At 42.1% G+C, this 24,400-nt stretch carries 17 protein-coding genes; 14 read left to right on the forward strand and 3 right to left on the reverse strand.

Annotation, left to right across the window (positions count from 1 at the left end; genetic code table 11):
- Window positions 1–189 precede the first annotated feature (189 nt).
- Complete coding sequence (locus BLQ87_RS16050; protein WP_074608613.1) at window positions 190–1,977, forward strand: M61 family metallopeptidase; 1,788 nt, start codon at window positions 190–192, stop codon at window positions 1,975–1,977.
- A gap of 73 nt (window positions 1,978–2,050) precedes the next feature.
- Here BLQ87_RS16050 and BLQ87_RS16055 read toward each other — a convergent pair whose 3' ends face one another.
- Entirely contained in the window at window positions 2,051–2,530 is a 480-nt protein-coding gene (locus tag BLQ87_RS16055) for a porin family protein (RefSeq protein ID WP_074608615.1), read from the reverse strand.
- Window positions 2,531–3,101: 571 nt separating this feature from the next.
- On the opposite strand from BLQ87_RS16055, the gene BLQ87_RS16060 reads away from it, so the two are divergent.
- The 9 genes from BLQ87_RS16060 (at window position 3,102) to BLQ87_RS16100 (ending at window position 15,545) form a co-directional block, all read left to right on the forward strand.
- A complete protein-coding gene (locus tag BLQ87_RS16060) occupies window positions 3,102–4,874 on the forward strand; it encodes an AMP-dependent synthetase/ligase (RefSeq protein ID WP_074608617.1) in 1,773 nt (590 codons plus the stop codon).
- Entirely contained in the window at window positions 4,852–6,570 is a 1,719-nt protein-coding gene (ggt, locus tag BLQ87_RS16065) for a gamma-glutamyltransferase (protein ID WP_216857811.1), read from the forward strand. The genes BLQ87_RS16060 and ggt overlap by 23 nt, the downstream gene beginning before the upstream one ends.
- 124 nt (window positions 6,571–6,694) lie before the next feature.
- Window positions 6,695–8,026: a DUF6089 family protein gene (locus tag BLQ87_RS16070; protein ID WP_074608622.1), complete on the forward strand. Its 1,332-nt coding sequence runs from the start codon at window positions 6,695–6,697 to the stop codon at window positions 8,024–8,026.
- Between the two features lie 130 nt (window positions 8,027–8,156).
- Entirely contained in the window at window positions 8,157–8,615 is a 459-nt protein-coding gene (locus tag BLQ87_RS16075; protein ID WP_073238100.1) for a MarR family winged helix-turn-helix transcriptional regulator, read from the forward strand.
- Window positions 8,596–11,001 carry a 3-hydroxyacyl-CoA dehydrogenase/enoyl-CoA hydratase family protein gene (locus BLQ87_RS16080; RefSeq protein ID WP_172664890.1) on the forward strand — a complete coding sequence of 802 codons (2,406 nt, stop codon included), beginning with the start codon at window positions 8,596–8,598 and terminating at the stop codon, window positions 10,999–11,001. Before BLQ87_RS16075 ends, BLQ87_RS16080 begins: the two co-directional genes overlap by 20 nt.
- Window positions 11,002–11,025: 24 nt before the next feature.
- The gene (locus BLQ87_RS16085; RefSeq protein WP_074608626.1) at window positions 11,026–12,204 is read left to right on the forward strand and encodes an acetyl-CoA C-acyltransferase; all 1,179 of its coding nucleotides are present in this window, start codon (window positions 11,026–11,028) and stop codon (window positions 12,202–12,204) included.
- Between the two features lie 9 nt (window positions 12,205–12,213).
- A complete protein-coding gene (locus BLQ87_RS16090) occupies window positions 12,214–14,004 on the forward strand; it encodes an acyl-CoA dehydrogenase family protein (RefSeq protein WP_074608628.1) in 1,791 nt (596 codons plus the stop codon).
- 135 nt (window positions 14,005–14,139) lie between these two features.
- Entirely contained in the window at window positions 14,140–14,634 is a 495-nt protein-coding gene (locus BLQ87_RS16095) for an FKBP-type peptidyl-prolyl cis-trans isomerase (protein ID WP_074608630.1), read from the forward strand.
- Entirely contained in the window at window positions 14,631–15,545 is a 915-nt protein-coding gene (locus BLQ87_RS16100; RefSeq protein ID WP_074608632.1) for an FKBP-type peptidyl-prolyl cis-trans isomerase, read from the forward strand. The genes BLQ87_RS16095 and BLQ87_RS16100 overlap by 4 nt, the downstream gene beginning before the upstream one ends.
- Window positions 15,546–15,562: 17 nt before the next feature.
- Here the strand turns inward: BLQ87_RS16100 and BLQ87_RS16105 are convergent, their stop codons facing one another.
- Window positions 15,563–16,867, reverse strand: coding sequence for a cryptochrome/photolyase family protein (locus BLQ87_RS16105; RefSeq protein ID WP_074608634.1), 1,305 nt, complete (start codon window positions 16,865–16,867; stop codon window positions 15,563–15,565).
- A gap of 65 nt (window positions 16,868–16,932) precedes the next feature.
- Complete coding sequence (locus tag BLQ87_RS16110; RefSeq protein WP_074608636.1) at window positions 16,933–17,841, reverse strand: TIGR01777 family oxidoreductase; 909 nt, start codon at window positions 17,839–17,841, stop codon at window positions 16,933–16,935.
- Between the two features lie 154 nt (window positions 17,842–17,995).
- On the opposite strand from BLQ87_RS16110, the gene BLQ87_RS16115 reads away from it, so the two are divergent.
- The 4 genes from BLQ87_RS16115 to odhB all read left to right on the forward strand — a co-directional run bounded on the left by BLQ87_RS16115 (window position 17,996) and on the right by odhB (window position 24,381).
- Entirely contained in the window at window positions 17,996–19,282 is a 1,287-nt protein-coding gene (locus BLQ87_RS16115; RefSeq protein WP_074608638.1) for a DASH family cryptochrome, read from the forward strand.
- A 110-nt stretch (window positions 19,283–19,392) separates the two neighbouring features.
- Window positions 19,393–20,271, forward strand: a complete 879-nt coding sequence (locus BLQ87_RS16120) for a MerR family transcriptional regulator (RefSeq protein WP_245723865.1) — start codon at window positions 19,393–19,395, stop codon at window positions 20,269–20,271.
- 65 nt (window positions 20,272–20,336) lie between these two features.
- Entirely contained in the window at window positions 20,337–23,132 is a 2,796-nt protein-coding gene (locus BLQ87_RS16125; protein ID WP_074608640.1) for a 2-oxoglutarate dehydrogenase E1 component, read from the forward strand.
- A gap of 19 nt (window positions 23,133–23,151) precedes the next feature.
- On the forward strand, window positions 23,152–24,381 hold the full coding sequence (odhB, locus tag BLQ87_RS16130; protein WP_074608641.1) for a 2-oxoglutarate dehydrogenase complex dihydrolipoyllysine-residue succinyltransferase: 1,230 nt from the start codon (window positions 23,152–23,154) through the stop codon (window positions 24,379–24,381).
- Window positions 24,382–24,400 lie beyond the last annotated feature (19 nt).

The raw sequence follows: 24,400 nt of genomic DNA on the forward strand, positions 1-24,400 counted from the left end.
TACATTTGTTTATCGCCCGTAAAAAGTAAATTAGCGCCTTCTTTAACCTATGACTTAAAAGAATGATAAAAGTTTAGCCTGGTTTAATTAGTTTAATATAACAATTATGATACTAAAAAACAGGGTTTGATTGGCGAAGGACTTGATTAGGAGAGAAGGACGGGTAAAATAAAATAATAAGATTAAAGAATGAAAAAATCAATTGCAGGACTAGTAATATTACTATCAGTAGGTATGACAGCCAGATCGCAGGTAAAAGTAGGATTCGAGGTGAGCTTTAAAGAACCTCAGGCACATTATGTGGAAATGGAAATGACGATCTCCGGATTGGCTAAAGATTATGTAGATGTAAAAATGCCGGTATGGGCACCAGGTTCTTACCTGGTTCGTGAATTTGCAAAAAGCGTAGAGGATTTTAGTGCCACTGCGGGAGGCAAGCCTGTAAAATTTGAAAAGGTAAAGAAAAACGCATGGAGGGTATATTCTGCTAAATCCAATGCCATAAAAATTAAATATAGGGTATATGGTTTCGAAGTTTCTGTGCGCACGCCGTTTATCGATGAATCACATGCCTTCTTATCCAGCACTGGTATCTTCATGTATCCTGATGGATTGTTGAAATTGCCAAGTACCGTAAAAGTGATTCCTTTTAAAGGATGGAATAAAGTATCTACAGGACTGGAGCCGGTAGCAGGACAGCCATTTACGTATACTGCCTCAGACTTTGATGTGCTGTTTGACAGCCCTATAGAAGTAGGAAATCAGGAAGTATTTGATTTTATGGCCTCAGGCGTAAAACATGAAGTAGCCATGTATGGTGGTGGCAATTATGATAAAGAGCGTCTAAAAGTAGACATGGCTAAAGTGATTGAACAGGCAACGGCGATCTATGGCGAAAACCCGAATAAACATTATACTTTCATCGTCCATAATTTCGAAAGAGGTGGCGGTGGTTTAGAGCATTTAAATTCTACGGTTTTAGGTGCTTCCAGAAATGCATACAATACACCTGAGGGTTATCTTGGATTCCTGAACCTGGTTGCCCATGAGTACTTCCATTTGTGGAACGTGAAAAGAATGCGTCCGATTGCTTTAGGTCCATTCGATTATGACAATGAGAACTATACTACTAATTTGTGGGTGGCAGAAGGGTTTACTTCTTATTATGAGAATAAATTGGTGTTGCGTGCAGGTTTTGTAGATCCTAAGGCCTTTGTAGATGGATTGGTTACTGCGGTGTCTAATGTGTCTAACACTCCGGGAGCTAAAGTGCAGTCTGCAGCAGAATCGAGCTATGATGCCTGGATTAAAGGTTACCGTCCAAATGAAAACTCGAACAACACCGGTGTTTCTTATTATAGTAAAGGCGAGGTGGTAGGTCTGTTGATGGACCTGGAGATCGCTCAGGCAACTAAAGGAACAAAAAGCCTGGATGATGTGATGAAAGCTATGTATCTTCAGGGTAAAACTTTAAAAAGAGGCTATACCGATGCTGAGTTTAAAGCAATGGTAGAGAAAATCAGCGGCAAAAGCTTTACTGATTTCTGGGCAAAATATGTAAACGGAACCCATCCTGTGGAGTTTGATAAATATTTTGGATATGCCGGAATCAGCATCAAAAATCAAAATGAAGGAAGCAGCATTCCTTATATCGGCGTGGCTTCTAAAAAGACGGAAGGACGGATCATCATTTCTGCAGTATCTAGAAACTCGGCTGCCTGGGTGGATGGTTTGAATGTAAATGACGAAGTGATCAGCGTAGATGGTGTTGGTGTAGAAGCTGCTTTGGAGCGTATGCCGGTAATTGCCAGCAAAAAACCTGGTGATGTGGTAACCTTAAAAGTGAAAAGAGACGGAATTGAAAAAGATATCAAAATCACATTGAAAGCGAGTCCGAATATGAAGCTGGTAGCTGAAATTCAGAGCAATGCTCCGGAATCACAGGTATTGGTACGTAAAGGCTGGATGGGAATATAAATTCAGTTAAACAAAAAAAGGGTTGTAAAAAGTACATACTTTTTACAACCCTTTTTTATGCGTTCTTTCTGGCCTAGAAGGTAAAACGTAAAGATAGTCCAACACCTGAAGCATCAAAATCTGTATCAGGAACAAGACCGATCGTTGGTTTCCAATCTAAGGAAATATTGATTGGCGCATCTGCAAATTTGTAATCCAGACCTAAAACACCATCAATACCTAAATAAAGGTCGCTTTGGTCTTTTGGTTTGTATTTAACCGATCCTACTGTACCACCCGCACCATAATACCAGTTTAATCCTGCTGCATTGCTGATTGGGTTATAGATTTCATATAAACCAGTTACACGGAAATAGTTATAGTTACTGTTTGATCTGAAGTTGGCAATGATATCCACCATCTTGTTTCCACCAAGTGTTGTTTTGAAAGTAACCCCATTTGCAGCGCCGAAACGACCACCAATAGCATTCTTGTAACTCTGTGCGCTTGACTCTGAATTGAAAGCAAACGTCGCAATCACGGCTAAACAAATAATAGTAAGGAATTTTTTCATAATCTGTGTTTTATTAATTTTTTATTGATGATTTCTACATTATCAACTATTGTGCCGTTAAATCTAAAAGAAAAGGTTTTTGTTGCTTTTTGCAGGAGTTGAACAGATATTTTGAAGCAGGATCCGGAAGAATTTAGTCTGTTTTGCCTAAGCTGGAAACAGCTGAGGGAGCGGTTCGGAGCAACCAGTAATTAAGAAGTGATCAGCTGCGGATAAAGCACGAATCAGACGCGTTGCTTACCCGCCTTTAACACGCTCCCGACCGAGTTAGCACCGAGTGTAGACCGAGGTTAGAGCGTGGTCAGAGCCTGTATAGCTGGAGCCGTATTAAGCGCTGTCCCGAACTGTATCGTCCTGCTCTGGCTATACACTGTAAGGTCAAGGTTATACCTTTTGTTTAATGCGGTGTTTTTTTGATTTTTTTTGCCTGTTTTTTGGCTTTCGGCTAAGGGCGATCTCTCCCAATTAATTATTACAGAAAGAAAACATACCAATATTTAAATTGGTTTTGATAGAGAATTTAATTTATTAGATTTGGGAAACACCAGGTACAAATTATAAAATAACGGTTATGGCGGTAACGATCACACGAGTATTCGATTTACTTCAATACAATTTAGAGAATTTTCCAAAAGAGGAGTTTATAAGTGGTAAGATAAAGGGGGTTTGGAAGAAATATAGCACCAAAGATGTTATTGAAGCCGTCGATGCACTGAGCAGAGGATTGGTTGGTCTTGGTGTAGGAAAAGGTTCAAGGATTGCTGTGATGTCTCATAACCGGCCGGAGTGGAATATTTCCGATTTTGCGATTGTACAATTGGGGGCGTATCAGGTTCCCTTATACCCAACACTCGCTGAACACGACATTAAGTTTATTCTGGAGAATGCAGAGATCACAGTGGTCTTTGTGGCCGATGAAGAGATCTATAAAAAGGTTAAACCTGTTTGCGATGAATTGAATCCTTCGATTAAGATCTACTCGTTTAACCCGATTGAGGGAGTAGCCTCCTGGGAAGAGTTGCTGAAAGCAGGAAAAGAAAATGCTTCCATTGATCTCGATGCTTATCGGAAGGAAGTTACACCAGACGATATTTTAACCCTGATATATACTTCCGGAACTACAGGAACACCAAAAGGTGTGATGCTGACCCATAATAACCTGGTAAAGAATTTTGAACACTCTTCTGTCCTTGTTCCGCCAGGCTTGCATAAGGCCCTGAGCTTTCTTCCGCTTTCGCATATCTTTGAACGGATGATCGTTTATCTCCACATGTATAAGGGCGCATCTGTTTATTATGCAGAAAGTACAGAGACGATCGTTGCCGATATTCAGTTTGTAAAACCAAATGGTTTTTCTACCGTTCCCCGCCTGCTCGAAAAAGTATACGATAAAATCATAGAAAAAGGAAAAGCATTGACCGGAGTAAAAAAAGGAATCTTTTTCTGGGCCCTTTCTGTGGCCGAGAAATACGATTTTAACAATGGTCCTTTTTATAATTTCAAATTAGGAATTGCGCGAAAGCTGGTGTTTTCCAAATGGCAGGCCGCAATGGGTGGCGAGATTGTCGTGATCGTATCAGGTGGCGCAGCCTTAAATCCCCGTCTGGCTAAAATTTTCTACGCTGCAGGAATGCCAGTTATGGAAGGTTATGGCTTAACAGAAACCTCTCCGGTAATTACTGTTAATTACTTTGGACAGACCAGATTTGGAACGGTAGGTCCTCCTATTGAAGGTGTAGAAGTTAAAATTGCTCCCGATGGTGAGGTTTTAGCACGTGGACATAACATCATGAAAGGTTATTATAACCGGCCGGACCTGACAGCCGAAGCAATTGATGCGGAGGGTTGGTTCCATACCGGTGATATAGGTGAACTTGTGGAAGGACGGTTTTTAAAAATTACAGACCGGAAAAAAGAAATATTTAAAACTGCCGGTGGAAAATACGTTGCTCCGCAGATGCTGGAAAATAAACTAAAGGAATCACCATTGGTAGAGCAGGTGATGGTGCTGGGTGAAAACAGGAAATTTCCTGCGGCATTGATTGTCCCTACTTTTGAAGCATTGAAAGGTTGGTGCGGAAAAAAAGGTATTCCATATACCAGTAATGAGCTGATGATCAAAAATCCGCTGGTGATAAAAAAATACGATGAGATTGTCGCCTATAGCGTGAAAGATTTCGGGAAATGGGAGCAGGTGAAACGCATAGCCTTATTGTCGAAAGAATGGAGCATTGTGGACGGCGAGTTAACGCCGAAATTAAGTTTAAAACGAAAAGTGATCTTAGAAAAAAATGCCGCTACTATAGAAAAAATTTATGCAGATGCAGAAGGATATAAAGGATAGGATTATTCCGTTGGTGATGGGCTTTGTCCTCTTGTCCGGAGCTTTGGTTACCGGATGTGCAGGTGGACAGCTGGGGAAAAAGAACAGTGAGGAGTACCGCAATGGAATGGTCGTGTCGGCAAGTCCGGCTGCTTCGAAAGTAGGCCTTGATATTTTAAAGAAAGGCGGGAATGCAGTAGATGCTGCGGTTGCCGTTCAGTTTGCTTTGGCAGTGGTCTATCCTAATGCAGGAAATATTGGTGGTGGTGGCTTTTTGGTGTACCGCTCTGCTGAAGGGGAGACGAATACACTTGATTTTCGGGAAAAGGCGGGAGCTGCGGCCTCGAGGAACATGTACCTTGATTCGGCAGGACAACCAATAGTAGATAAAAGTTTATACGGACAACTGGCTTCAGGTGTTCCGGGTTCTGTTGCCGGAATGGTAACGGCCCATGCAAAATATGGAAAACTGAAATGGGCAGACCTGATTGAGCCTGCAATTTTTCTGGCCAGAAAAGGGTTTAATGTTAGCGAACGCCAGGCAGCTGAATTCAATGGCATGCGCGATAAATTTCTGGAATTTAATCCATTTGGAACCGCGCTGATTAAGGATGGTCAATGGGCGAAAGGTGATTTATTGGTGCAAAATGAACTGGCAAATACGTTGGAACAGATCCGCGATAAAGGCCGGGCAGGTTTTTACGAAGGTGCTGTGGCAGATAGCCTCCTGCTGGAGATGAAACGCGGTGGCGGGATCATTACAGCTCAGGATTTAAAGAACTATCAGGCGGTATGGCGCAAGCCCATTACAGGAACCTATAAAGGATATCAGATCATCACTATGCCACCGCCGTCGAGCGGAGGAATTGCCTTAATTCAGTTGTTGAAATCTGTAGCACCTTATCCCTTAAAAAAATGGGGCCATCATGCCGACTCTACCGTACAGGTGATGGTGGAAGCTGAACGCAGGGTTTATGCGGATCGTGCCACACACCTGGGGGATCCGGACTTCTATGCCGTTCCGGGAAAGGAATTGATGGAAGATCATTATGTTAAAAGTAGAATGAGCACTTTTAACTGGGCAAAAGCAACAACGAGTGCAACAGTTAAAGCCGGGGTTGTCAAGGGAAAAGAACATGAAGAAACAACGCATTTCTCGATCGTAGATAAAGCAGGTAATGCCGTTTCGATTACGACGACATTAAATGGTTCTTATGGCGCTGCAGTAGTGGTAAAAGGAGCGGGATTTCTTTTGAATAATGAAATGGACGATTTTTCTGTGAAGCCAGGTGCACCTAATATGTATGGTCTTGTTGGTGGAGAGGCCAATGCAATTGCCCCCGGAAAAAGAATGTTGAGCTCTATGACGCCGACAATTATTGAAAAGGATCGAAAATTATTTATGGTTGTAGGAACTCCAGGTGGCTCTACGATTATAACGTCTGTTTTTCAGACCATATTAAATGTTATTGAATTTGACCAGAATATGCAACAGGCAGTGACCTCAAAACGCTTTCATCACCAGTGGTTACCAGACGAAGTTTATCTGGAAGACGGAGCGATAGATAGTGTAAATGTCTCTAAATTGAAGTCCAGAGGCTATATTCTTACGCCACGTGGCCCGATTGGCAGAGTAGATGCCATTCTGAAAACCAAGTGGGGCTATTATCAGGGGGGCGCAGATCCCCGTGGTGATGATGAGTCACTGGGTTGGTAGCCTGTATAGAATTCTGCACACTTAATCTCAAATAAGAGTCGTTTAAAGCAGTTTTAAATATTGGCCTAAGTATTGAAATGAATTATACGATTAAACATTGTAACAATTATTTAATACTTATTTTATGAAACAAAATTTATTTAAAACCCTGCCTGTGGCCCTAGCTGCGCTCCTAATTGGAGGTTCCGTTCAGGCTCAGGATCAAGCAGGTACAAATTCAAATCAACTGACTACATGGTCATTTGGTGTTAATGCTGGGGTTTTAACTCCTACATCTCCACTAGGTGGTAAAAACGATTTCTCAAACAATAAATCAAGTTTAGGTTATGGTCTTTACATCAAAAAACAATTTACACCATATTTCTCTTTACGTTTAGACGGAGTAAGGGGTAAATTAAAAGCTGACAACACTGAAAACTGGAAAAGTGGTGCAGCCAATTCGGGTGCTGTAAACGCTTTTGAAACTGATCTTAGCTATTCAGGAAGTTTAAATGCAGTAGTTAACTTGTTTAACATTGATATGTTCAATAAAAACAGTGCTTTGCAATTATATGCTTCAGCTGGTGCTGGTTTAGCGGGTTACAAAGTTAAAACTTCTGCTACCAATACTGGTGCTTTAGTTAGCTATGCTGGTGATAAAACAATTAGCGAATTAATCGTTCCTGTAGGTTTAGGTGCTAAAGTTAAATTATCTGAGAAGATCAATTTAGATTTAGGATGGACTGTAAACTTTGTTGATGGTGATAACCTTGATGGTTTCTACCGTGGACAAAACGATAAATATTCATATGCTTATGGAGGTTTAGAGTTTGCTTTAGGAAAAGGAAAACAATTGGCATGGCATAACCCTGTAGCTTTAACTTATGATGAAGCATTACAGGCAAAACAAACTGCCAACGCTTTAAAAGGTGACTTAGATGCTCAGAAAGCTGAAAACGCAAGATTGAGATCTGAAATGAACGACTTATTGAAAGATACTGACGGTGACGGTGTTGCTGATAAATTGGATAAATGTCCAGGTACTCCTTCAGGAACAGTTGTTGATGGTGCAGGTTGTCCTCTAAAAGTTCCGGCTCCGGTTATCCAGGAAAAAGTAATCATCACTGAAGCTGACCGTAAGGTAGTGGATGAGGCGATCAAAAACTTAGAATTTGATTTAGGTAAAGCAACTATCCGCTCTAAATCTTATGCTACTTTAAACCGTGTTGCTGCTTTATTAGTAGAGAAAAACTTTAGCTTGAAATTAGCTGGTCACACAGATAATACAGGTTCAATGGCTTTAAACTTACGTTTGTCGAAAGAAAGAGCTGAGTCGATCAAAGCTTATTTAGTTTCTCAAGGTGCAAATGCTTCACGTATCGAAGCTACAGGTTACGGTCCAAACCAACCTATTGCTACCAACAAAACTGCTGCTGGTCGTCAGAAAAACAGAAGAGTAGAATTCACACTTTACTAGTCTGAAATAGTATTTAGTTTAAAAGCCGTCTTACATAAGTAAGGCGGCTTTTTTTATGACATATTTTTTATTATTACGCTTGCATATAAGGTTTTAATTCTATAGCTTTGTTATGCAAGCATAGTAATTCATGAAACAACAAGAGACAGTAGATTATTTTTTGAAAGTGGTTTGGCAGAATGTTTCCAACACTTATAATCAGATCGCATCCGGATTTGGAATCACACAGGCCATCGGCTATGTGCTGATCAATATTGAGAAGGAAGGTACAGCGGTTTCAAAGCTGGCCGGACTGCTAGGAGTGAAGGCAACAAGTTTGTCAAGAATGCTAAACAATATGGAAGAAATGGGGTTAATATACCGGGAGACTTCCATCGGAGATAAACGCTCAGTTAAGGTGTACCTTACTGATCTGGGCCGTGAAAAAAGACAACTTGCAAAAGGCGTGGTGATCTCTTTTAATGAGTATCTGAACGTACACCTCAGCGCACAGGAAAAAAACAACCTGATTTCAACGCTGCAAAAATTGAACAAACTTACATTGGCATATAAAATTCCTACAGAAAATTATGAACAAGAAGATAAATAGAGTAGCAGTATTGGGCTCAGGTATTATGGGTTCACGTATTGCTTGTCACTTTGCGAACATTGGAGTTGAAGTCCTTTTGCTTGACATCGCGCCGAAAGAACTGAGCGCGGAGGAACAAGCTAAAGGACTGGCCCTGGATCATCCGGCAGTTAAAAACAGAATTGTAAATGCCGCTTTACTAAATACCGTAAAGACCAATCCTTCTCCTGTTTATACCAAGAGCGTTCTTAATAAGATCACTACAGGTAACTTTACAGATGATATGGCTAAGATTGCTACCTACGACTGGATCATTGAGGTTGTAGTAGAAAATCTGAACATCAAAAAAACAGTGTTCGATCAGGTAGAGCAATACCGTAAACCTGGAACATTGGTTACTTCTAATACTTCCGGAATCCCGATCCATATGATGGCGGAAGGAAGGTCTGCAGATTTCAAAGCGAATTTCTGTGGGACACACTTCTTCAATCCTCCCCGTTATTTGCGTTTACTGGAAATTATCCCTACTCCGGATACCGATCCGAAACTGGTGGATTTCCTAATGCATTACGGCGATAAATTTTTAGGTAAAACTACGGTACTATGTAAAGATACCCCTGCATTCATCGCGAACCGTGTGGGTGTTTATTCGATCATGTCTTTATTACATTTAGTAGAAAAGATGGACCTGACGGTAGAGGAAGTAGATAAATTTACAGGCCCTGCGCTTGGAAGACCAAAATCTGCAACCTTCCGTACCACTGATGTGGTAGGTCTGGATACCATGATTAAAGTTTCTAAAGGACTGTATGATAATTGTCCGCAGGACAAAGCGCATGACCTCTTTAAGCTGCCTGCTTATGTAGAGAAAATGGAAGCAAACAAATGGCTTGGTGATAAAACTCAACAAGGCTTCTATAAAAAAACAAAAACTGCAGATGGGAAGACCGAGATTCTGGCATTAGACCTGAAAACACTGGAATACCGTCCTCAGCAAAAAGTGAAATCGGCAACGCTGGATTTGACTAAAGCAATTGAGAATGTAAAAGACAGAATGAAAGTTTTTGCCTCTGGAAAAGATAAAGCGGGAGAATTGTTCCGTGCTTCTTTCTTTGGCTTGTTTGAATATGTATCTGACCGCATTCCAGAAATCTCTGATGAGTTGTACCGCATTGACGATGCCATGCGTGCTGGCTTTGCATGGGATTTAGGTCCTTTCGAAGTTTGGGATGCGGTAGGTATCGCCGATTCCCTGGAAGGAATGAAGAAATATGGCCATGAGGCTGCAGCATGGGTTCATGAAATGCTGGCTGCCGGACATACGACTTTCTACAAAGTGGAAGATGGCGTAAAAAAATATTATGATATCCCTTCCAAAAGTTATAAAGCAGTACCGGGTACAGAAGCCTTTGTGGTATTGGACAATCTGAGGGGAAATAAAACCATCTGGAAAAACTCAGGTGCTTCTATTATAGATCTTGGAGATGGAATCCTGAATGTAGAGTTCCATTCGAAAATGAATACGATCGGTGGAGATACGCTGCAGGCGATCAATAAAGCAATTGACCTGGCTGAAAAAGAATACAGAGGGGTAGTGATTGGAAACGATGGTGCCAACTTCTCTGCTGGTGCAAACGTTGGGATGATCTTTATGATGGCGGTAGAACAGGAATGGGACGAGTTAAACCTGGCGATCAGGATGTTCCAGAACACCTCTATGCGCATCAGGTATTCATCTATTCCGGTAGTGGTTGCACCACATAACTTAACCCTTGGTGGCGGTTGTGAATTTAGTTTACATGCGGACCATGTTCAGCTGAATGCGGAAACCTATATGGGATTGGTGGAGTTTGGTGTAGGTGTGATTCCTGGTGGTGGTGGTACGAAGGAATTCGCCCTGCGTGCCTCTGATGAATATAAAGACGATCAGATTGTTCAAAATGCATTGAAAGACAGGTTCCTGACGATTGGTATGGCCAAGGTATCTACTTCAGCAGTAGAAGCATTTGAGTTGGGCTATTTGCAAAAAGACAAATATTCGATCTCGATGAACAGAAGCAGGTTGATTGCCGATGCGAAAGCGAAAGCAATTGAACTGGCTGATGCAGGATATACCAAACCAGTACAACGCAAGGACATTAAAGTATTGGGTAAACAAGGTCTGGGGATTGTCTATGCAGGCGCAAATACGATGTACTCAGGTCACTACATTTCTGAGCATGATAAGAAAATCTCAGAAAAACTGGGTTGGGTAATGTGCGGTGGAGATTTGTCTTCCCCTACAGAAGTGACGGAGCAATACCTGCTTGACCTGGAAAGAGAAGCCTTCCTATCGCTTTGCGGTGAGCGTAAAACGCTGGAACGGATTCAAAGTATTGTGACCAAAGGAAAACCTCTAAGAAATTAATTTAGGCTAATAAAAGATACGGACATGCAAGAAGCATATATTATAGCAGGATATCGTACAGCAGTGGGCAAGGCCCCTCGTGGTGTATTTCGTTTTACAAGGGCCGATGATTTGGCTGCCGAAGTAATTAAACAGCTGGTGGCCTCGGTGCCCAATCTGGATAAAACACAAATTGATGATGTAATTGTAGGAAATGCGACCCCGGAAGCGGAACAAGGCCTGAACATAGGGCGTATGATTTCTTTGATGGGACTGGATACGGATAAAGTTCCGGGGGTAACAGTCAACAGGTATTGTGCCTCAGGATTGGAAACCATTGCTACCGCAGTGGCCAAAATCAGAAGCGGAATGGCAGATTGTATCATTGCCGGTGGGGTAGAAGTGATGTCCGGAATGCCTTTCGGCGGATGGAAAGTGGTTCCAAATGCAGATGTGGCGATGAAAAACCCGGATTGGTATTGGGGAATGGGTTTAACCGCTGAAGCAGTAGCCAATGAATATAAAGTGAGCAGGGAAGATCAGGATGCTTTCGCTTATCAGTCGAACATGAAAGCGGTGGAAGCCATTAAAAACGGTCACCTGAAAGATGGTATTGCGCCAATCACGGTAGTAGAAAATTACCTGGATGCCAATATGAAAAAGAAAAGCCGCAGTTATGTGGTGGATACGGATGAAGGGCCGAGAGCGGATACTTCATTGGATAAACTGGCTAAACTAAAACCCGTTTTTGCGGCCGATGGCAGCGTAACTGCAGGAAACTCTTCACAAACTTCTGATGGTGCTGCATTTGTATTGGTCGTATCGGAAAGTAAAATGAAAGAATTGGGTGTAGATCCGATTGCCCGCCTGGTAAGTTATGGTATTGCTGGTGTGCCACCCAGAATCATGGGAATTGGACCAATTGAGGCGATTCCTAAAGCTTTGAAAATGGCAGGCATGAAACTGGAAGAACTGGATCTGATTGAGTTGAACGAAGCCTTTGCTTCTCAGTCGCTTGCCGTAATCCGGACTTTGGGTATCGATGCCACGAAAGTGAATGTGAATGGAGGTGCAATTGCCCTTGGACACCCGCTGGGCTGTACAGGTGCGAAATTATCAGTACAATTATTTAACGAATTAAAAAGAAGAGATCAGAAATATGGAATGGTAACCATGTGCGTGGGTAGCGGACAGGGTGCGGCCGGAATTTTTGAAATGCTTTAATAAGATATTATGGAAACTACAGACAAAAAGACAATTAAAGGTGGAGAGTTTTTGATAACAGAAACCAATTACCAGGATGTATTTATTCCTGAAGAATTTGATGAAGAACAACAAATGATTGCACAGACCTGCCGCGATTTCTTAGTGGCGGAGGTGTACCCGAACCTGGACCGTATTGATACGCAGGAAGAAGGACTGATGCCGTCGTTAATGGATAAAGCCGGAGCATTGGGTATTCTGGGGGTTTCTATCCCGGAAGAATTTGGTGGCTTTGGAAAGAATTTCAATACCTCCATGCTCGTTGCTGATGTGATCGGTGCAGGACACTCTTTTGCTGTGGCACTTTCTGCACATACCGGAATCGGAACATTGCCGATTTTATATTATGGAAATGAAGCGCAAAAAGCAAAATATATTCCTAAGTTGGGAACAGGAGAATGGAAAGCCGCTTACTGCTTAACAGAGCCAAACTCAGGTTCTGATGCCAACTCCGGAAAAACTAAAGCGAAATTGTCGGAAGATGGAAAACATTACCTGATCACTGGTCAGAAGATGTGGATCACGAATGGCGGTTTTGCAGATATCTTCATTGTATTCGCTAAAATTGATGATGATGCCAATTTAACGGCTTTCATTGTGGAGCGTGAATTTGGTGGAATCACGATGAATCCTGAAGAACATAAAATGGGAATCAAGGGTTCTTCTACCAGACAGGTATTCTTTAATGATTGTCCGGTGCCGGTAGAAAACATGCTTTCCGACCGGCAGAATGGTTTTAAAATTGCAGTAAACATCCTGAACATTGGAAGGATCAAATTGGCTGCTGCTGCGATCGGTGCCTCTAAGGCGGTGATTGATACCGCAGTCAACTATTCTAATGAAAGGATTCAGTTTGACCGCCCGATTTCAAAATACGGTGCCATCAGGTATAAACTGGCAGAAATGGCGGCTAAGGTATATGCGGTTGAGTCTGCAAATTACCGTGCTGGTCAGAACATCGACGATGCTTATGAAACACTGGTAGCTGGAGGAATGGATGCGAGTAAAGCGAAACTGAAATCTACAGAACAGTTTGCCGTGGAATGTGCCATCCTGAAAGTATGGGGTTCTGAAGTGCTGGATTATGTGGTAGATGAAGGGGTGCAGATCTATGGTGGAATGGGCTTCTCTGCGGAGGCACCTATGGACCGCGCTTACCGTGATGCAAGGATCAACAGGATCTTTGAAGGAACGAATGAGATCAACAGGTTGTTAACCGTAGACATGATGTTGAAACGTGCAATGAAAGGTGAATTAGACCTGATGACGCCTGCTACAGCAGTAGCGGCGGAACTGATGTCGATCCCTGATTTCGGAGAAGAAGACGATGCCTTGTTTGCCGCAGAAAAGAAAATTATTAAAAATCTGAAGAAAGCAACTTTGATGGTGGCAGGTGCAGCAGTGCAGAAGCTGATGATGAGCCTTTCTAAAGAACAGGAAATTCTGATGAACATTGCAGACATGGCGAGTTATGTATACGTGGCGGAGTCGACCTTGCTGAGAACAGAGAAATTAGTGAACCTTCGTGGTGAGGCCGCCTGTGAAGGCCAGCTGGACATGATGCGCATTTATTTTGTAGAAGCCGTTGATGGACTTCAGAAAGCAGGTAAAGAGGCATTGTGGGCTTTCGCAGAAGGTGATGAGCAAAGAATGATGATGGTAGGCTTGCGCAGATTTACCAAAATGGAAGCTTTTAATGTAAAAGAAACACGCCAGAAAGTGGCACAGCAACTGATTGCTGCAAATAAATATTGTTATTAAGATAACGATTCATAATTAAACTGGGCGCCCTTAATTTATTAAGGGCGTTTTTTATGCGGGTTTTCCGGGGCTTTGCAATTGTTAAAATTGGTTAAAAATTGTTCCATCAGTTAGAAAAGACTATTTTTGTCTATTATGTTAAAAAACAAGATCTTTCTGGGCTTATTCCTTCTCTGCGGGTTATTTGCAGCGTGTGAAAAAAAGAAGGATTATGATCCGGTTACGCAGTTGGAGATTGATAAAGTAATTATCGCAAAATACGTGAAGGATAGTTCCATTACTCCAGTTGTAGTTGACCCCTCAGGGATGACTTACCGGATTTTGGCAACAGGTACAGGAGCAGCACCGATACTGACTGATAGTATTCAGGTTTCTTATACAGCAAGAGTGCTGGGATCTAAGAATCCATTTGAAACTATTCCTGTCGAGCGACCGGTTTCATTAAAACTCGATGCTTTAATGATAGGATGGCAAACCGGACTTCCATTGATTGCCAAAGGAGGACAAATCAGGATGTTCATTCCTTCCTCTTTAGCATACATGGACTTTCAGGGCTCATCAATCCCCCCAAATTCAATATTAGATTATACCGTTACCCTCGTGGATATCAATAAGAAAAAAACCAAATGATTAAAAAGTTATCACTTTATACCTTTGCCTTATTAGGGGCAGTTGTTCTTTTTAGCTCCTGTAAAAAGGAATATGAATCTGTTCAGATGCTGGATGATACTAAAATAGCCGATTATCTGGCTAAAAATAATATTGCTGCTTTGCCGGATCCTGCAAAATCCGGATATTTTTATGCCGTTACACAGCCCGCTGGCGGTGGAACGCCTGCAGCTGAATATAAGGATGCAGATTCTGTACGTTATAATATTGTCGGAAAATCAATGATCAATGGTACGGTGTATGGCAGTTCTGCGGTGATCCGTAATCTGGGGATGCCGGTTGGTTATACCGGGATGGCAACTAAAGGTGGTGGATTTATGGGGCTTCCTGTTGCAGCGATCTCGGATGTAATCAAGAAATTGAGGCCTGGAGGAAGTGCCAGGATTTTCGTGCCTTCTTATCTTGCTTTTGGCAAAAACGGATATCCTGCAGCAAAGATTCCTTCAAATGAAGTGATTGAACTGAATATCAGTACCTATTCGGAGAAGCAATCGGTGTTAGATCAGCAACATATCTCGTCGTTTTTAACTGCCAATTCTCTGACTGCCCTAAAAGACGAATCCGGTGTTCATTATATCGTGACGACTTCGGGAACAGGAACTGATCCCATTAACGTTAATACCGATGTAGAGATTAAATATACGTTAAAGATGCTGGATGGAACAACTGCCGATTCTGGTCAGTTTACTGCAGCACCGAAAAGCTTAGTAATGGGAATGACAAAAATGTTGGTGAAATTTACCAAAGGAGCAAAATTCAGGTTATTCATTCCTTCGGTGTTAGGGTATGGGAATACAGCCAATAGTTCTGGAAGCATACCAGCCAATTCTATTTTAGATTTTGATGTAGAGATCATCAACGTTACCAATTAAACCGGAACGATAAGACATTATTCATTTAATGCTTCTTTAAAGACTTTTAATACCCTTTCTCTTGCAAAAGCATGCTCAACTATAGGTTGTACATGCTTTTGTTGTTTATAAGCAGGGAGCCAACGGTCGATGTATTTAAATTCAGGATCAAATTTTTTCGTTTGAAGTTCAGGATTGAAGATCCGGAAGTAAGGCGCTGCATCATTTCCGGAGCCGCAGGCCCATTGCCATCCGCCGATATTGCTGGCCATTTCATAATCCAGTAACTTTTCTGCAAAATAGGCTTCACCCCATCTCCAGTCGACCAAAAGATGTTTGGTCAGGAAACTGGCGACAATCATTCTGACCCGGTTGTGCATATAACCCGTCTTGTTCAATTGTCTCATTCCGGCATCTACGATCGGGTAGCCTGTATTGCCCTGGCACCAGGCTTCAAATTCTGATTCGTCGTTTCTCCATTTTATGAGGTCATAAGCCGGTTTGAATGATTGGCTGACGGTATGTGGAAAGTGCCATAAGATCATCATATAGAAGTCTCTCCAGGCCAATTCAGACAGCCATTTTTCTGCTTTTTGAGCCAGTGCTGCCCTCGCGGCTTCCCGGATGCTGAGGGTGCCAAAACGAAGGTGAATACCCAGATAGGTGGTTGCATCCTCCGCAGGAAAATCTCTTTTGTCTTCATAAAGGTCCAGCTTGCTGCTGAAATCTTTTTTCGGGAAGTCCAGATCTGAGGTTTCAAATCCCATGTCAAAAAGTGAGGGTATTTCCTGAGGGGACAGCGGAAGGAAATTGCCGGCGTATTTTTCTATCGGATAAGCTTTAACGTAGAATTCATTCAGTTTTTGCTGCCATTGCCGGAAGTAGGGTGTAAATACAGTGTAGGGCTTGCCATCTGCTTTGGTGATTTCATTTTTCTCGAAAATTACCTGGTCTTTGAAGGTATGGAAGCCGATCTGTTCGGACCGCAGGTATTCGGCGAGGGCATCATCCCTTTCCCGGGCATAAGGCTCATAATCATGGTTGGTGTATACTGATTTTACGGTATAACTGTTTAAGATTTCCGGCCATACCTCTTCAGGGCTGCCATATCTGGTTAAAATGCTGCTTCCTGATTTTTGAAGCCTGGAATTTAGCGTATTTAGGGTTTGGTGGATAAAAGTTACTCTTGCATCTGTTTTATCCGTGAGCTTACTCAGAATATTTTTGTCAAAAATGAAAAGTAATAATACCGGGAAAGGACTTCGGAGTGCTTCATATAATGCGGCGTTGTCTTCGAGTCTTAAATCTCTTCGTAACCAGCAAATGTTAATTTCTGACTTCATTATTTTAAAGGGTTGGGCGTATTTTGCTAAGTAGGTAAGGGCTAAATGTGTTAAATTGCCTGAGGTTAGACCTGGTAAATATCGGTTAAAGCATTTTCAAGTTGAAGGAATTTAAATTTAAAACCGGTATCCAGGATCTTTTGGGCGGAGGTATTGTTGCTGATCAGTGCAACGGAACTCATTTCTCCCAGGATAAGTTTTAAAACGCCTTCCGGAACATTGATCGGCCATACCGGCCTGTGCAGTTTTTTAGCAATGGCTTTGCTGAGGTTGAGGTTACTCACCGGGAAAGGGGCGCAGATGTTATATGGGCCGGTCCACTGGTCATTTTCTACTGCGCTCAGAAACGCTTCCACTACATCATCGACGTGTATCCATGGGACCCATTGTTTGCCGCTCCCTAGTCCGGCTCCAACAAAAAAACGGATGGGTTTGTCGAGCGCAGGGAGGGCCCCTTCATTCCTGGCGAGCACAAAACCGATCCTGCATTTTACGATTCTCAGGCCCAAAGCTGCACCTTCGTCTACGGCGGCCTCCCATTGCCGGCAACATTCGGCAAGGAACCCTGTTCCGGCAGAACTTTCCTCAGTCAGGATTTGATCTCCACGATCTCCATAATAACCTACTGCCGAGGCGGAAATAAAGGCCTGAATGTCTGTTTGTTGTTCTTTTATCAGTTGGTAAAGGAGTTTTGCTGACAGTACCCTGCTGTCGATCAGTTTTTTCTTTCGGGCCGGGCTCCATTTCTTGCCAGCCACATTTTCTCCTGCCAGATGGATGATCGTGTTTACTCCTTCCAGGCAGGCAGGGTCTATTTCCTGTTCGTAGACATTCCATAAAAAGACCTTAACATTTTCTATTGCAACAGGTTTCCTGGATAGGACAGCGACAGTATGTCCTTTTTCCTGTAAAGCCCCGATTAGTTTTCTGCCAATCATCCCTGTGGCTCCGGTCATCAGAATGTGCTTATTCATAATTTGTATAACCCCTTAACGGTATTTTAGTTTGGATTTAAGTCTTTTTCTTGTAAATGTTTGTTGCGCTTATGTAAATATTGCTTTATGCATTCGTACTAAGCTAAAAATTCGTATATTTTTGTGAATTATATACTTTATGTCCCCCTCATTAATGAAGTCTAAAAGAATATTAGTTTGGTTTAGAAATGATCTTCGATTACACGACAATGAAATGTTGGTTGAAGCCATTGCAAAATCCGACAGTATTTTGCCGGTTTATTTTTTTGATCCTCATTATTTTCAGCCCACCATATTTGAAACGGACAAGACCGGGGTACACCGGGCAAAGTTTCTGTTGGAGAGTGTTGCGGCATTAAGAATGGCTTTTCAAAAACTGGGTGGCGATGTTTTACTGATGATGGGAAGTCCGGAAGAGCTAATGGCCAGACTGGTGGAAGACTACGAAATATCCGAAGTTTACCATCACCGTGAAGTGGCACCGGAAGAGACCTTAATTTCTACTAAAGTCGAAGATCTTTTATGGAAGCTTAAAATCAACTTAAAACATTTCATCGGACATACCTTATATAATAAAGAAGACCTTCCCTTTCCTATTAAGGATATTCCCGATGTATTTGCCCAGTTTAAAAAGAAAACAGAGCGTGATGCCATCGTGAAATCCTGCTTTTTATCTCCTGAGGAGATCTCTTTTGTAGAGAACGAAGATTGGGGGCTGCTTCCTTCGCTTGAAGACTTGGGTTTTGATGCCGCTATTCCTATTCCTGAGCAGTCATTTTCGGGTGGAGAGGATGCAGGTCTGGAACACCTGAAAGCATTGTTGGAAGAGGGTGCTGATATTTACCTGAAACCGGTGAAACATAGTCCTGATAAACCTGGTTTTTCTTCCAGATTATCGGGCTGGCTGTCTTTAGGCTGCCTGTCGCCAAGAAAGGTGTATTGGTTGGTAAAGGAAGCAGAGGCTACTTTTGGAGGAAATGCAAATTTCAACCAGATCCTCCTGGGTTTATTGTGGCGGGATTATTTCAGGTTTATGTTCAAAAAACATGGAATTGAATTTTTCCAGGAAGCTGATTTTGAAAAGGAATTGTTTTCTGTCGCCGATAACGAAAACCCTGCATTGCAAAAATGGAAGGCTGGAAATACCGGACATGCCATGATTGACAAATACATGCATGAATTAAATGAATTTGGTTTCATTCCGCATACAGGACGCTTGTTGGTGGCGACTTTCCTGGTTCATGTCTTAAAGGTTCACTGGACCAATGGAGCGATCTATTTTGAGGATAAACTCATTGATTACGCACCGGCGAGTAACTGGGGGAACTGGGCAAATGTGGCAGGAGTAGGGAAAGATGCAAAATCAAAAAACAGCTTCGATCTGGATAAGCAAATAAAAATTCTGGAAACGGCTGTCTCCGATGCAGCGTCGATGGCTTAAAATCATTCCGTAAACTGCTTTAACAGGCCCTTTCGCGTTTATTTTTAATAAAAATTAAACAAAAATTGTTTTTTAAACAAAGTTGTTTAACATTTGTTGTAAACAATAACGTGAGGAAATTTTCAATAAGTGATATAGAGGGGCTCATTGGGATTAAAGCACATACGATCAGAGCCTGGGAGATAAGATACAATCTGGTGCCACCTAAGAGAACACCCACAAACATTCGTTTCTACGATGAGGACGATTTAAAAATGCTGCTCAATATTGTGGCCCTGAACGAGAATGGCTATAAAATAAGCCGGATCGCGAAGATGACCCACAAACAGATCTCCGATCTGGTTACCCAGTTAAAGTCCGACTGGAGTAATGATTCCGTACAGATGTTAAGTCTTTCCAATGCTACGATCGCTTACGATGAAGTCGAGTTTTCTGAAGTATTGGGAAAATGCATTGAAGAGATGGGGCTGGTTAAAACGATGGATGTTGTCCTTTTCCCTTTCATGAAAAGAGTAGGGATGTTGTGGCAAACCGGGACGATTGATCCTTCTCACGAACACTTTGCTTCCAACCTGATCCGCGACCGCATCATTGTGGAAATCGATAAAGTGGAGAAACCTGAGAAAGCTGAAGTGAAAAGGTTCCTGCTTTTTCTTCCTGAAGCCGAAATGCATGAAACTGGCCTGCTTTTTGCCAGATACCTATTGAAAAGGTGTGGTCATGATACCCTGTATCTGGGATCAGAAATACCTTATACAGATCTTAAAAAAGTGGTGGAATCCTATCAGCCGGATTTCGCTTTTATTGTTTTAACTTCTTTAAATCTGGGTAAAGACATCAATAAAATCATAGGTAAAGTTATGGACAATCTGAATGTTCCTTTGTTAGTTGCAGGTAGTTTAATCTCTGAATTTGATATCCTTGTGAAGGATCAGCTGACGCCGTTAAAGAATGTCTGTGATATGACCGATTTTTTGGAAGATTTATAAAGAAAATTGCCTGATTTAATAGGTAAAATCCTAATTTTGCATCACTTATAGCATATTCACACATAATGGATAATTTATCTTATCTCAACGGCGCAAATGCCGAATACATAGAGTCCCTTTATCAAACTTTTAAAGAAGATCCCAATTCGGTTGAATTTGGTTGGCAGAAATTTTTTGAAGGCTTCGACTTCGGCAGCGGTTCGGCCCCGGCATCAGTAGGAGAAGAAACCCCTGAGCATTTCTTAAAGGAGGTTAGTGTTTTAAACATGATCAACGGTTACCGTCAGCGTGGCCACCTGTTTACACATACCAACCCGGTTAGAGAAAGACGTCAGCACCTTCCAACACTGGACCTGGAAAACTTCAAATTATCAGCGGCCGATCTTGATACGGTATTTAATTCAGGTGTTGAGCTGGGCATCGGCGCAGCGAAGCTGAGTGATATTGTTGCTTTCTTAAAGCAGACTTATTGCCGTTCAATAGGTGCAGAATATAAATATGTCCGTACACCGGAGGTATTGTCCTGGATAGAGCACAAAATGGAAAGTGTTCGCAACACACCAAATTTCTCTATTGAGGAAAAACAAAGAATCCTGAAAAAACTGAACCAGGCGGTAAGTTTTGAAAATTTCCTTGGAACGAAGTTCCTTGGTCAGAAACGTTTTTCCCTGGAGGGTGCAGAGGCTTTAATCCCTGCATTGGATTCCGTGATTGAAAAAGGTTCGGAACTGGGCATCGAAGAGTTTGTGATCGGAATGGCGCATCGCGGAAGGCTGAACGTTTTGGCCAACATTATGCAAAAAACCTATAAGGACATCTTTGCCGAGTTTGAAGGTAAAGGCTATAGTGCGGCATCACCTTTTGGTGGTGACGTAAAATACCATTTAGGTTATTCTACTGATGTAACCACCAATAATGGAAAAAGTGTCCACCTGAGTTTATGCCCTAACCCATCCCACCTGGAAACTGTGAACGGAGTGGTAGAAGGAATGACCAGATCTAAAATAGATTTTAAATACGGTGGTGATGATGCGCGTATCGCACCAATCCTGATTCACGGTGATGCTTCTGTTGCCGGTCAGGGTATCGTATATGAAGTGATTCAGATGGCTGGCTTAGATGGTTACAAAACCGGAGGAACCATTCACCTGATCATCAATAACCAGATTGGTTTTACCACCAATTTTAAAGATGCACGTTCGAGTACCTATTGTACAGATATCGCTAAAGTAACTTTATCACCGGTTTTCCATGTAAATGGCGACGATGTAGAGGCACTGGTTTATGCGATTAACCTGGCAATGGAATACCGTCAGAAATATAAAAATGATGTCTTCATTGATATTTTATGTTACCGCAGGTTCGGGCATAATGAATCTGACGAACCTAAGTTCACGCAACCTTTGTTGTATAAAGCAATAGAGCAACATGCCAACCCGCGTGACCTTTATATTCAACAGCTAATCAAAGAAGGTACGCTGCAGGAAAGCGAGGCAAAAGAAATGGAAAAAGAATTCCGTGGTATTTTGCAGGAACGCCTGAATGAAGCGAAAGAGATTACTTCTACTTATCAGGATGTTAAATTTGGTGGTGCCTGGGCAGATATGCGTCTGGCTACGGTACAGGATTTTGAAACTTCTCCAAATACAGCCGTTAAGAAAACGACTTTGCTGGAAGTGGCAAAAAGAATCAGCAGCCTGCCTTCAGATAAAAAGTTCTTCAAGAAGATTGAGAAACTTTTTGATGAGCGCAGCAAAATGGCAAATACGACTCATGTATTTGACTGGGCGATGGGTGAGCAACTGGCCTATGGTACTTTGCTTACAGAAGGAAAACGGGTTCGTTTAAGCGGACAGGATGTGGAAAGAGGTACTTTCTCTCATCGCCATGCGGTATTGACTTTGGAAGATTCTGAAGAGGAGTACATCCCGTTGGCGCATGTTTCTGATCAACAGGCACCTTTCGATATTTACAACTCACATTTATCGGAATATGGGGTATTGGGTTTTGAATATGGTTATGCCATGGCGAATCCTAATGCATTGACGATCTGGGAAGCGCAATTTGGAGATTTCTTCAATGGTGCCCAAATTGTGATTGACCAATATATTGCCAGTGCAGAAACGAAATGGCAGCGTGAAAATGGTTTGGTGATGTTATTGCCACATGGCTATGAAGGACAAGGTCCTGAGCATTCATCGGCACGTATTGAGCGCTTTATGGAGCTTTGTGCAGATTACAACATGCAGGTAACGAACTGTACCACTCCGGCGAATTTCTTCCATGCGATCCGCAGACAATTTAAACGTGATTTCAGAAAGCCATTGGTGGTGTTTACACCTAAGAGTCTTTTGCGTCATCCGTTATGTGTTTCTAAACTGGAAGAGTTTACAGACAATAAGTTCCAGGAAGTGATCGACGATGCAAATGTGAAAGCAGCATCAGTAAACAGGGTATTGTTCTGTAGCGGTAAGATCTATTATGAGTTGTTGGAAAAACAACAAAAAGATCAGATCAAAGATGTGGCTATCGTAAGGGTAGAGCAACTGTACCCAACTCCGTTAGCGCAAATGGAAGCAGTATATAAGAAATATAAAAATGCTAAAGAAGCCGTTTGGGTTCAGGAAGAGCCTGAAAACATGGGTGCATGGCCATATTTGCTACGCAGATTAAGAAAAACTACCTTTAATGATATTGAAGTGATCTCAAGAAAGGAAAGCAGCAGTACTGCATCAGGTTTTGCAAGACAACATGCGGATCAGCAAGCATATATTTTGGCAAAAGCTTTCGAAATGCCGGTAACGGAAACAGAGAAAGAGATTGCTAAGAAGTCTGTGAGTAAAGTTTATAATGTAGATTAGAAAATATAATACATCAGTTATGAGTATAGAAATAAAAGTTCCGCCGGTAGGCGAGTCAATCACCGAAGTTGTTTTATCACGTTGGGTGAAAAATGATGGGGATGCAGTAGAAATGGATGAGGTAATTGCGGAATTGGAATCTGATAAAGCAACTTTTGAATTAACTGCAGAACAGGCCGGAACTTTAAGGACAGTGGCTAGTGAAGGCGATACATTGGCTATAGGTGCAGTAGTTTGTAAAATTGAAGACGGCGGTGCTGCTCCTAAATCTAAAGAAGCACCTGCAGCACCTGCGGCAGAAAAGGCTGCTGTTGCTGAAGACAAAAAGTCTGCTCCTGTAGCAGAGAAATCTGGAGACAGCTATGCAACAGGTACTCCATCACCTTCGGCAGGAAAAATTCTTGCAGAAAAAGGTGTTGATGCCGGATCGGTAAAAGGATCAGGTGTTGATGGAAGAATCACTAAAGAAGATGCATTAAATGCGGAAAAAGCACAGCCTAAGGCTGCTGCCCCTGCAGCTGCAGCAGTTGTTGCCCCGGTTGCGGGTGCAAGAAATGAGCGCAGACAAAAAATGTCGCCACTACGCAAAACAGTTGCAAAACGTTTGGTAGCAGTGAAAAATGAAACGGCAATGTTAACTACTTTTAACGAAGTAAACATGAAGCCGATCATGGATCTTCGTGGAAAATATAAAGATCAGTTTAAAGAAAAATATGGTGTTGGTTTAGGCTTCATGAGTTTCTTTACCAAGGCTGTTTGTGAGGCAATGAAAGATTTCCCTGCAGTAAATGCAAGGATTGATGGCGAAGAATTGGTTTACAATGATTTTGTAGACATCTCCATTGCGGTTTCTGCACCTAAAGGATTGGTTGTTCCAATTATCAGAAATGCAGAAAGCCTAACGCTTGCACAGATTGAAAAATCAGTGATTGAACTGGCTACCAAAGCCCGCGATAGCAAATTGACGATCGAAGAAATGACAGGTGGAACATTTACCATCACCAATGGCGGTGTATTTGGTTCAATGATGTCTACTCCAATCATCAATGCGCCTCAATCTGCGATCTTGGGAATGCACAATATCATTGAGCGCCCTATCGCTGAAAAAGGTGAAGTAGTGATCCGTCCGATGATGTATTTAGCATTGTCTTATGATCACCGCATCATTGACGGAAGAGAATCAGTTGGCTTCCTGGTAAGGGTAAAACAATTGCTGGAAGATCCTGCAAGATTGCTTTTAGGTGTATAGTCAAGACTAAGCATAAAAA

Source organism: Pedobacter steynii, from assembly GCF_900103665.1.
Classification (GTDB): domain Bacteria; phylum Bacteroidota; class Bacteroidia; order Sphingobacteriales; family Sphingobacteriaceae; genus Pedobacter; species Pedobacter steynii.